We start from the raw sequence: 11300 nt of genomic DNA on the forward strand, positions 1-11300 counted from the left end.
TGAGAAGGACGCCATCCCTCGTCGCCCCACCGCGAGAGCACGCAAAACGAAAGAAGAGGCACAATGGCCGATCAGCCCGAAGGTGAGAAGACAGTCCTCGACGCGAGTCTGGAGGTCTTTCGTGCCCACGGGATGACGACGATCTTCGGCAACCCGGGCTCGAACGAACTGCCGTTCCTCGCCGGGCTCGGTGACGACTTCCGCTTCATCCTCGGTCTGCACGAGCAGGTCGTCGTCGGCATGGCCGAAGGATACGCACGCGCCACCGGACGGCCCGCGCTGGTCAACCTGCATGCCGCCTCGGGGTCGGGAAATGGCATGGGCGCCCTGACGAACGCCCACTACGGCCACGTTCCGCTCGTCGTCCTCGCTGGTCAGCAGGTTCGCCGAACCGTCGGCCAGGAGACGATGCTGGCCAATGTCGACGCCTCGACTCTGCCCGCCCCGCTGGTGAAATACTCACACGAGCCGCTGTCGGCCACCGACGTGCCGCGCACCCTGTCGCAGGCCGCATTCGAGGCAGCCACCGAACCGAGCGGGCCCGTCTACGTGTCCGTCCCCCTCGACGACTGGGACGAGCCAGCACTTGCCGACGACGAGCTGCTGACGAAGCGTTCGGTGACGACGGCCGGGACCATGTCGGATTCGCTGCGGCGCGAGCTCGCCGACGTCCTCGACGGGGCGCAGAACCCCGCTCTCGTCCTCGGGCCACAGGTCGATGCCGCCGCCGTCGACGATCCGACGGTCTATGAGGACGCGGTGGTGCTGGCCGAGCGCCTCGGTGCTTCCGTCTATGTCGCGCCCTCGCCGACGCGGTGCCCGTTCCCCACAACCCATCCGAACTTCGAAGGCGTCCTGGTTCCGGGCATCAAGTCGGTGCGCGACCGACTGTCCGGCCATGACGTCGTCCTCGTCATGGGCGCCGCCACCTTCAGATACCACCGCTGGGAACCGGCGAACTACCTGGAGCCGGGCACCGAGGTCATCCAGATCACCCAGGATCCACGGGAGGCGACGCGGGCACCGTTCGGCCGCGCCGTCGTCGCCGATGTCGCCGCTGCGCTCGCCGACCTCGCGGAGGCGACGACCGATCGAGGAACTCGCCGAGGCGACCGCGGGTCCCGAACCGTCACCGCTCCTGCCCGATCGGAGCAGGGGATGGCCGGCACCGAGGTGCTCGATGTCCTCAACGAGCACGTCGACGACAGTGTCGTCTACGTCAATGAGACGACCACCCTCGACCTCGACTACCTCGAGCGGATCGTCATCGACCGGCCCGGAATGTATCACTTCCCGGCCTCGGGAGGACTGGGCTTCGGGTTGCCGGTCGCCGTCGGCATGGCCCTCGGCGACCCGGAGAAGACCGTTGTCGCCACCGTGGGCGACGGTTCTGCGAACTACGGGCTCACGGCTCTGTACACGGCCGCTCAGCTGGGTACGAAGACGATCTTCGTCATCGTCAACAACTCCGGATACGGTGCGCTCTCCGGATTCGCAGAGCGCATGGGAGTCCCGGACACCCCGGGCCTGACCCTGGGCACGATCGACTTCGTCTCCCTGGCACAGGGATACGGTGTTCCGGCCAGCCGGACGACGACTCGCGAGGAGTTCGACGCCGCCTACCGGGAAGCGCTGCAGGCCGACGGACCGGTGCTCATCGACGCCGTCGTCCTCGGCGCCTGAGGACAACCGGCGGAATGAACGCCTGACCGAGAACGACGAAGCCGCCGGAGAGTCGGAACTCTTCGGCGGCTTCTTCGTTCTCAGCGGTCCAGACTAGGGGAGGGCCGCCTCGGCGAGGTATTGCTGACGGGGTCAGTTAACCTCGGCGGGATCGGCGGAGACGCGACCGCCGTTTTCGAGCGCATCGATGGCTGCCACCTCGGCGTCCGTGAGTTCGAAGTCGAAGACGGAGAAGTTCTGCTCCATGCGGTCGCGGTTGTTCGACTTCGGGAAGACGATGTGCCCCTTCTGCAGGTGCCAGCGGATGATGGTCTGGGCCCAGGACTTCTCGTGGTCGGCGGCGATCTCACCGATGACGGTGCTCGCGTAGTCGACCTTGCCCTGTCCCAGCGGTCCCCAGGCTTCGATCTTGATGTCGTTCTCGGCCAGCAGCGGACGGGTCTCGACCTGCTGGAACTGAGGGTGGACCTCGATCTGGTCGACGGCGGGGATGATGCCGGTGTCGAGGATCTCGGGCAGGAACCGGTGGTCGAAGTTCGACACGCCGATCGAGGTGGTCAGGCCCTGATCGCGGTAGGAGGGGAAGGCCTCCCACGTCTCGACGGAATTCTTGTTCTGCGGGGTCGGCCAATGAATGAGGTAGAGATCGACGTGGTCGAGGCCGAGCTTCTCCAGGGATTCGCCGAGGGCGCGTTTGGACTCCTCTGCGCCGTGGCGGTCGTTCCACAGCTTGGTCGTCACGAAGAGTTCGTCACGGGCGATCCCGGACTTCGCGATGGCCCGGCCCACACCTTCCTCGTTGCCGTAGACGGCGGCGGTGTCGATGTGGCGGTAGCCGACTTCGAGGGCGTCGGTGACGATGCGTTCCGTCTCGTCGGGGTCGACCTTGAAGACGCCGAAGCCCAGCTGAGGGATCGTCTTGCCGTCGTTGAGAGTGAGTGTGGGAACCGTCATGGTGCCGCCTTTCGTCACGTATGCACTGGTCAGGACGGAGCCGAGGCTGATCGGGTCCGCCGGTTCGGCACCCGGTGAGAGCGCCGAACCGAGCCAATAACGTCACTGAGGCCCGGAACATTCCTTCAGCTTCTGCCTTCGTCCTGTGCGCGTTTCTTGCCCGTGGATTCCTCGGCGGCGATCTGGGCCTCGTCGAAGACCGACGGAGCACCCGTGCCGGTGTCGGTTTCGTCTTCGCGACCCGGGGTATGCAGGTTGAACTTGATGATCGCCCAGCGGAACAGGAAGTAGTAGATGACGGCGTAGGCCAGGCCGATGACGAGCAGGAGCAGGACGGGCCCGATGCCGCCGGAGAGTTCGGACGCTCGACCGAGGTTGAGCAGATAGTCCAGCGCACCGGCCGAGAAGCCGAATCCGGATTTGATTCCGAGTGCATTCACCACCACAAACGACGTGCCGGTGAGCACGGCGTGGACCGCGTAGAGCGGGAATGCGACATAGGCGAAGGCGTATTCGAGCGGCTCGGTGATACCGGTGACGAAAGAGGTCAGCGCCACCGAGAGCATGATGCCGCCGACGACCTTGCGGCGGTTCGGATGGGCGGTGTGATAGATGGCCAGGGCCGCGGCCGGAAGGGCGAACATCATGATCGGGAAGAACCCGGTCATGAACGATCCCGTCCAGTCCGCCGTGCCGTCCGCGCCGGAGAAGAAGCAGGTGATGTCGCCGTGCGCGGTGTCTCCCGATGCGGTCGTGCACGAACCCAGCTGGAACCACGGCAGATTGTTCAGCAGGTGGTGCAGCCCGAAGGGGATGAGGAGGCGGTTGATCGTGCCGAAGACGAACCCGGTGCCCGGATTGGCTCCGTGCTCCATGAGGAAGCCGCCCACGCCCTTGTTGATGAGAGCGTCGAAGACGGGGTAGATCAGGGCCATGACCACGGCAATGACCATCGACGCGACCGCGGTGACGATCGGAACGAAACGACGACCGCCGAAGAAACCGAGGTAGGTCGGCAGTTTGATCCGGTGATAGCGCTGATAGAGCAGGGCGGTGATGATGCCGACGACGATTCCGCCGAGCACTCCGAAGTTGATGACGTTCTCACCCTCGCCGTTGTCCGAGCCGAAGCTCGGAGACATGGCCGTGAAGACTCCGGTGAGGACCATATACCCGACGACCGCGGCCAGCGCGGTGGAGCCGTCGGCCTTCTTCGCGAATCCGATGGCCACACCGACGGCGAAGATCAACGGCAGGTTGTCGAACAGAGCAGAACCAGCGGCCGCGAAGACCGTCGCCACCGGCAGCAACCAACTTGCGAACTGGCCGAGTCCGTCTGCACCGAGCATGTCCGGCTGACCGAAGCGCATCAGCAGGGCCGCGGCAGGCAGGACAGCGATCGGAAGCATGAGAGAGCGGCCGATGCGTTGGAGTTGGGCGAATCCCGGTATCGCCTTCTTGCGTTTCTTCGGTGCCTCAGCGGATGGGATGGCCATCGGATTCCTCCTCGGAAGTGGGGCAGTCGGTCACGAGTCGCCGTAGACTTGTGACGCAGATCGCAGAACGTGAAATCGACGCCGGCGCATCAGCGCCGGAGATGAAGGTGACTGACATGGACAAAGCAGCGCAGATCCTCGCCGGCCTGGGCGGTGCCGACAACATCGACGACATCGAAGCGTGCATCACCCGGCTGCGGGTCGAGGTCGACGATGACTCGCTCGTCAATGAGCAGGCGCTCACCGCAGCCGGTGCCTTCGGTGTGGTGGTCCAGGGCAGCGCGGTCCAGGTCGTCGTCGGTCCGGAGGCCGACAACCTCGTCGATGACATCGAAGACCTCATGGGCTGAGTCACGTCTTCGTCTCCTCTGCTCGCCGGTGAGCAACTTCTGGTCGACAGTGAGCCTTGTCTGTACTCTGAGGTCAGTCTAGGCGAAATATTTCTGATTTTGGAGAAAGGCGGCCTGCTGACTATGGCAGTCACAATCGCTGCACCCATCACCGGCACGGTGGTACCCCTGACGGACGTTCCCGACCCGGTATTCGCAAAGGCGCTCGTCGGTCCCGGAGCTGCCATCGACCCCGGTGAGGGTGCGACGCTGACGGTCACGGCGCCCGTCTCTGGAAAGCTGACGAGCCTCAAACCTCATGCATTCGTCATCTCCCACCGGCCCGATCAGGGGGTGCTCGTCCACCTGGGCATCGACACAGTCCATCTGGGAGGCGCAGGTTTCACCCTCCGCGCCGAGGCCGGGCAGCAGGTCGAGGCCGGTGACGAGATCATCGTCTGGGACCTGGCTGCCGCACGGCAGGCAGAGAAGTCCGTGGTCGTACCGGTCGTCGTCCTCGAAGCCGACGTCGAGGACCTGAGCGTCGCCGAGGCGGGGCCGATCGATGCGGGCGACAGCCTCATCCGTATCGGCTGAGGCGATGTAGGCCCGGCGGAGGCCGGCTGAGGATCCTCCGCTAAGTTGGTGAGCATGTTGGAAAGAGGAGCTCGCCGCCGTCGAGTTGCGGCCCTGATTGTTGCTGTCGTCGGAGCCGTTGGACTCTCGGCATGTCAGGGCCCTGATCTCAGTGATCGTGCAGATGACATCGGCGCGGTCCTGTCCGGGAAACCGGGTGTGGCGGACGTTGAGACCCAGTACCAGAACGGTTTCGACTCCGGCCGAAGTATCACTTACATCGTCAAGATGGCGCCCGGTGCATCAACCGCCCAATCCGTCGATGTGGCCGCCGCACTCGACCACGAGACGGGCGACGAGTTCGATCGCTACGATCAGGAACTCAGGTTGCTCTTGTCAGGTCGAGCAGTCGAGATCAGAGACGCTACGAGCAGCGACATCATGGCGGACAGGGCATCGTACCTTCTCGCGCTCGCATCAGAAATGTCTGTCAACCGATTGGAATGGCGTCAAGCTTCGGAACAGACGACCTTCGAAGATGTCCTGGAGCTGACGGATCCGCAGAACGACATCTTTGGGACGATCAACGCAGTGAGGGCAGAGCTCGGTACCGAACAGTTCGACCTGAGGGTCAGAGACTCCGCCCAGACTGAATGGGCCGTGGCTTTCCCCTACGCGGAGCAGGCGCAGGCTCGCCTGGAGACCGCAATCGAACCGATTCTCCCCATGACAGTGCAGGTCGTGATCGATGACAACCAGGTGTCGGGGCTCTTCGTGGTCGTCCCTGATGGACCGGACGTGGTCAGCCGGCTGCGAGGCATCATCGAACGGGTTGATTCCTCAGGCGCTCAGCCCTGGTACTTCGATTGGGCTCTGGGCTCAGATCCGACCGGCACCATTGACTATTCGACCAAGGGCTCAGCCAACGTAGGCGGATGCGAGTATGACGAGGATCCGGACCGCCAGATCACATCGGCAACTCAGACGACTCAGGATCAGCTGCGCACCATCTACGACACCTGCCGCTGAGTGCGCGGCAGACCGATTGTCGGCGCCGAGCGATGCGGGCGACATCCTCACTCGACGTAGAGGGCGTGTACCTCTCCGGTGTGTTCGCGTCCGCCCAGTTCAGTCAGTTCGAGGACCACTGCCGAACCGATGACCTCGGCACCGAGATCGCGTACGAGGGACTGGGCCGCTGTGAGCGTCCCGCCGGTGGCGAGGATGTCATCGATGAGGAGGACGCGCTCGCCCTCCTTCAGGACATCGGGGCCTTCGATGGTGGCGGTGCCGTATTCGAGTGTGTAGGACGCGGAAGCAGCTGGTCGGGGGAGCTTGCCGGCCTTGCGGATCGGCAGAATTCCGACCCCCGTCAATGCTGAAATGGCACCCGCGAAGAGGAATCCGCGGGCTTCGAGCCCGCCGACGATATCGAACTGTCCGGCGAAGGGTTCGATGAGCGCCTCGGTGACGGCCCGCATGGCCGGGCCATCGGCCAGCAGCGGGGAGATGTCGCGGAACATCACTCCCGGCTCTGGATAGTCGGGAATCGAGGTGATGAGGCTCTGGGCGCGGGCGAGATCAGATTGAGTCACGGGACAACGATACTCGGTGACGGCATTGCGCCCTCCGCATGGATCGGCACAATGGAAGGTACCGGTGGCCGTTTCTGATCGGAGGAGCCATGACAACTCATGCGAATCACGACCGAATCGCCGAGGCGCTCGCCCGGGTTCCACGCGAACCGTTCCTGCCGATGGCGGAACGACGGCACGCCTCCGACAATGTGCCCCTGCCGATCGGGCAGGGGCAGACGAATTCGCAGCCGAGCACCGTCGCCGACATGCTCCGGCTCCTCGACCCTCAGCCGGGTGACGTCGTCCTCGACCTCGGTTCGGGGTCCGGGTGGACGTCGATGCTGCTCGCCGTCCTCGTCGGTCCGACCGGGCGAGTGGTCGGCGTCGAACGGCATGCGCAGCTCGTCGAATCCTCGCGGGAAGCAATCGAGGCCGTCACCGCCGAGTTCGCAGACCGCGAGACCCTCGCCGAGGTGGCTATCCACGAAGCCGCCCCAGGTGCCCTCGGACTCCCGGCTGAGGCCCCGTTCGACCGGATCCTCGTCTCCGCCGGTGCCGACTCACTGCCCGACGAGATCGTCGATCAGCTGGCCGTCGGCGCCACGATGGTCGTTCCCGTCGCGGGGGAGATGCTCCGAGTCGTCCGTGGCGGGCGCGACACAGACGAACTGACGATCACTCGGCACGGCTGGTACCGGTTCGTGCCGCTGATCAGCGAGTGACCCTCACACGAGGGAGTCGCGCCAGGCCTGGTGCAGCTGCGCGAACTTGCCGGTGCCGGAGATGAGTTCGTCCGGTGTTCCGTCCTCGATGATCGGCCGGATTCCATGACGAGCACGCGGTCGGCGATCTCGACGGTGGACAAGCGGTGGGCGATGATGATCGCAGTCCGGCCCTTGAGCACCGTGGCCAGAGCGTTCTGCACCAGGCGTTCGGACGGGATGTCGAGGTGAGCGGTCGCCTCGTCGAGGACGACGACATCCGGATCGGCGAGGAACACTCGGGCGAATGACACGAGCTGACGCTGTCCCGAACTCAGCCGACCGCCGCGCTTCTTGACATCCGTGGCATAGCCCTCGGGCAGCCGTCTGATGTACGCATCCAAGCCGACGGCGGTCGCTGCGGCAACAACATCCTCGTCGCTGGCGTTCGGGTTGCCGATGCGGATGTTGTCGGCGATGGTGCCGGCGAAGAGGAACGACTCCTGAGTGACCATGACGACCGATGATCGCAGCTGCGCATCATCGAGGTCACGCAGATCCACCTCGTCGAGGGTGATCCGACCAACGCTTGGATCGTAGAAGCGGGTGACGAGCTTGACCAGCGTTGACTTGCCCGCGCCGGTGGCCCCGACGAGTGCGACGATCTGCCCCGCAGGGATGTGGAGGCTGAAGCGGGGGAGGACATCGGGGCCGTCTGCGTACGCGAAGCGGACCTGATCGAGATCGAGCGCGCGGCCATTGGCAGGTTTCGTCGCTGCGGAGTCGGCATCATCCGCAGACGGGGCCGCACCGCTCGCGTGCGCAGGCAGCGCACGTGGCTGGGTCGGCTCGACCACCTCGGGGTCGGTGTCGAGGACCGCCGCGATCTTCTCCAACGCCGCCGAGGCGGACTGATAGAGATTGAACGCCTGCACGAGTTCGTCGAGTGGGCCGTAGAAACGGCGCAGGTAGAGGATGAACGCGGCGAGCACGCCGACCTGCGTCCACCCCTCGATGACGAGCCACGCACCGATGACGATGATGACCGTCTGCGTGACGTTGCCGATCATCCGCGTCCACCCGGCGAACCACGCCACCCCGCGCAGGGCATCGGTGTTCGCATCACGATAGCGAGCATCCTGATCGCTCAGGGTCCCGCGCCGCTCGGGCTGACGGCGATACGCCTGCACGGCGCGGATGCCGCCCATCGTCTCGACGAAGTGGACGATGACCTTCGCAATCGACGCCCGCGTCCGCCGGTAGGCGCTGCGCTGAGTCGAATGCGCGGACTTCGTGATGAAGAACAGCGGCACGAACCCGGCGAAGACGACGATCGCCAGCGGTATATCGAGGACCACCAGGGTGACGGCGATGAAGAGCATCTGCAGCACCGCCAGCGCCGTATCGAAGAGCGAATACGACAGGAACTGCTGCACCGACTCCATGTCCGAGGTCTGCCGGGACACGAGCCGACCCGAGGTCGACTTCTCGTGATAGCCCAGGTCAAGACGCTGCACATGAGTGAAGACCCGCTCTCGCAGGGTGAAGAGGATCTTCTGCGCCGTGATCCCGACCAGCCGGGTCGACGTGAACGCCAGAATCGCCCCGGCGACCGCCGAGACGATGAAGAGCGTGACCGCCCGAATCAGCGGATCCATATCGCCGTCGATCGCCGCCGGAACGCCGTTATCGAGGGCGTCGGCGATGAAGACCGGCCCGATGACCATGAATACGGCTGTGAGCACGACGATGACGGCGAGGAACACAACCATTGCCAGATGCGGTCTGACCAGCGACATCAGCAGGGCGCGCGCCTTCTTCGCAATGTCCGGCGGCAGCTGCTCGATTTCGTCGTCGCTGTCGAGACGGGGCATGCTCATGAGGGTCCTCCTTCCGTCGCCGAGGCGGCCGTCCCCGGATGCGTGTGCGCATCGGACTTCGCGCTCGCCCCCATGAGCTCGCGGTAGAGCTTCGAGGATTCGAGCAGCTGTTCGTGCGTGCCCAGTGCCGCAACCCGTCCTTCATCGAGCACAGCCACGACATCGGCCAGCGCCGCCGTAGAGGGGCGGTGGGCGATAATGAGCGTCGTCGAATCCGGCAGGATCTCCCGCAGAGCCCGCTGCACCCGATCCTCGGTGTCGACATCGACGGCCGAGAGCGGATCGTCGAGGACGAGGACCCGCGGGCGACCGATGACCGCTCGGGCCAAAGCGAGGCGCTGACGCTGACCGCCGGACAGAGACAGTCCCTGCTCGCCGACCTGCGTGTCCAACCCATCGGGCAGTCGGGAGACGAAGTCCTTCGCCGCCGCGATCTCGAGGGCCTCCCAGATCTCATCCTCGCTCGCGCCGGGCGCACCCATCTCGACATTCTCGGCGACCGAAGTCGAAAACAGAATCGGATCCTCGAAGGACACGGAGACGAGGTGGCGCAGCTCGTTGACCGGCATATCCCGGATATCGACGTCGTCGATGCTCACCGTCCCGGCGGAGACGTCTTGCAGCCGGGGCACCAACGACGCCAGCGTCGTCTTCCCCGAGCCGGTCGCCCCGACGAGAGCGAGGGTCTGACCGGGCGCGATGGTGAGATCGAGGCCCTGCAGGGTCAGCCGTTCGGTATCGGCGAAATGGAAGTCGACATCGTCGAAGCGCAGCTTCCCGCTGTACCGCCCGACCTCGGGAGCATCGTCGACACCGCCGTCGGTATCGGTGATGTCGTGGCGGATGTCGATGACCTCCCAGTACCTGCCGGCGGCGGTCAGCGCCATGAGCGCATCGGCGAGCAGGAAGCCGAGCATCTCGATGGGCATACGCAGCACCATCGAGATCGTCACGGCCGCCACGACCGTGCCGATCGTCGTCCAGCCTTCGATGACTCCCCAGGTGCCCACGGCGACGATCGCCGCCTGCGCCAGAGTCGGCAGCAGCAGAAGCACGCTCCACAGCCACGAGTCGAGCTTCGCCTTGCGGACCTCCAGGGACTTCAGCCGGGTCGAGATCTCGGAGAAGCGCTCGGCGGCCCAGGGGGAGCGGCCGAAGGACTTGAGGATGCGGATGCCCTGAATGGATTCCTCGACGTCCGTGGTCAGTTCGCCCATCGTGTCCTGCGACCGGCGGGAGGTCTCGCGGTAGTGCTTCTCGAAGACGGCGACCGCGATGATCGCCGGCACCGCCATGATGATCATGATCAGACCGAACACCGGCTGCATGATCACGAGCATCACCGTGCCGACGGCGAGCACGATCGGTGTGGAGAGGAGGAACGGCAGACCGAACGCGAAGAAGCGACGCAGCTGGGACAGATCATTCACCGCGCGCGAGAGCAGCTGGCCGGACTCCCAGGAATCATGGATCGCCACCGAGGTGTACTGCAGACGATCGAACAGACGCGAACGCCACGTCACCTCCCAATGCGAGACGACGGGAGCGACGACCATGCGCCTCGCCCACATTCCGACCGCCTCGGCGATGCCGATGAACAGCACCCCGAGAACCGGCAGCCACAAGGCCGACAGATCGCGGTGGGCGATGGGCCCGTCGACGATGTATCCGGTGATCACGGGATGATGAGCTGGATTCCGTTGGCCAGGAGAGTGAGGACGAGTACGAGGGCGTACACGCCGATGCGTGAGCGGAGATCAGGCCAGAAACGGAGGAGGGGGCGCACGATACTCCAGCCTAGTCGGACACTGTGACCTATTCCACGAATCCGGCAAACGGGCTTCCCGTTTCTCTGTGCGCTGAATCGGACTGTCTTTCTGCGCTGAATGACACTGCTGAATAGCGCTGACGGGCCGTGGACGGTGGGCAGATGTGATCGCGGCGCCGCCTCGGCGAGTCTCGCATGGCAACTATCCGAAGTCTCGAATTCTGGGACGAACGTTTGCGAGGTTTGACACCCTCAAGCGCTGCGGTGAACTATTGAGGCATGACTCACCTTCTTGTCGTCGTTATTAGCCAGAGCGCGGATCTTCCGTAGCCTGTC

Annotated in this window: 9 protein-coding genes and 1 pseudogene; 5 read left to right on the forward strand and 5 right to left on the reverse strand. The window is 64.8% G+C overall.

Annotated features, from left to right (window positions below; genetic code table 11):
• The first annotated feature begins 63 nt into the window (after positions 1–63).
• Positions 64–1683: a benzoylformate decarboxylase gene (mdlC, locus tag AC2W7L_RS09710; protein ID WP_486004290.1), complete on the forward strand. Its 1620-nt coding sequence runs from the start codon at positions 64–66 to the stop codon at positions 1681–1683.
• Between the two features lie 132 nt (positions 1684–1815).
• Here mdlC and AC2W7L_RS09715 read toward each other — a convergent pair whose 3' ends face one another.
• Both AC2W7L_RS09715 and AC2W7L_RS09720 read right to left on the reverse strand, forming a co-directional pair.
• Positions 1816–2637, reverse strand: coding sequence for an aldo/keto reductase (locus AC2W7L_RS09715; RefSeq protein ID WP_486004291.1), 822 nt, complete (start codon positions 2635–2637; stop codon positions 1816–1818).
• Between the two features lie 125 nt (positions 2638–2762).
• Positions 2763–4133: a PTS transporter subunit EIIC gene (locus AC2W7L_RS09720; protein ID WP_486004292.1), complete on the reverse strand. Its 1371-nt coding sequence runs from the start codon at positions 4131–4133 to the stop codon at positions 2763–2765.
• On the opposite strand from AC2W7L_RS09720, the gene AC2W7L_RS09725 reads away from it, so the two are divergent.
• The 3 genes from AC2W7L_RS09725 (at position 4121) to AC2W7L_RS09735 (ending at position 6067) form a co-directional block, all read left to right on the forward strand.
• Entirely contained in the window at positions 4121–4483 is a 363-nt protein-coding gene (locus tag AC2W7L_RS09725; protein WP_265417620.1) for a PTS sugar transporter subunit IIB, read from the forward strand. The genes AC2W7L_RS09720 and AC2W7L_RS09725 overlap by 13 nt on opposite strands.
• A 123-nt stretch (positions 4484–4606) precedes the next feature.
• Positions 4607–5059: a PTS sugar transporter subunit IIA gene (locus AC2W7L_RS09730; RefSeq protein ID WP_486004293.1), complete on the forward strand. Its 453-nt coding sequence runs from the start codon at positions 4607–4609 to the stop codon at positions 5057–5059.
• A gap of 303 nt (positions 5060–5362) precedes the next feature.
• The gene (locus AC2W7L_RS09735) at positions 5363–6067 is read left to right on the forward strand and encodes a hypothetical protein (RefSeq protein WP_486004294.1); all 705 of its coding nucleotides are present in this window, start codon (positions 5363–5365) and stop codon (positions 6065–6067) included.
• 47 nt (positions 6068–6114) lie between these two features.
• Here AC2W7L_RS09735 and AC2W7L_RS09740 read toward each other — a convergent pair whose 3' ends face one another.
• Complete coding sequence (locus tag AC2W7L_RS09740) at positions 6115–6633, reverse strand: adenine phosphoribosyltransferase (protein ID WP_486004295.1); 519 nt, start codon at positions 6631–6633, stop codon at positions 6115–6117.
• Between the two features lie 89 nt (positions 6634–6722).
• Here AC2W7L_RS09740 and AC2W7L_RS09745 point away from each other — a divergent pair, with 89 nt between their 5' ends.
• Entirely contained in the window at positions 6723–7337 is a 615-nt protein-coding gene (locus AC2W7L_RS09745; protein ID WP_486004296.1) for a protein-L-isoaspartate O-methyltransferase family protein, read from the forward strand.
• Between the two features lie 3 nt (positions 7338–7340).
• On the opposite strand, the pseudogene AC2W7L_RS09750 reads toward AC2W7L_RS09745, so the two are convergent.
• Together AC2W7L_RS09750 and AC2W7L_RS09755 are read right to left on the reverse strand one after the other, a co-directional pair.
• Positions 7341–9196, reverse strand: a pseudogene (locus AC2W7L_RS09750) (ABC transporter ATP-binding protein).
• Positions 9193–10875: an ABC transporter ATP-binding protein gene (locus AC2W7L_RS09755; RefSeq protein WP_486004297.1), complete on the reverse strand. Its 1683-nt coding sequence runs from the start codon at positions 10873–10875 to the stop codon at positions 9193–9195. Before AC2W7L_RS09755 ends, AC2W7L_RS09750 begins: the two are co-directional and overlap by 4 nt.
• Positions 10876–11300: the final 425 nt, after the last annotated feature.

The organism is Brevibacterium sp. LAARM3_SD1, from assembly GCF_057364765.1.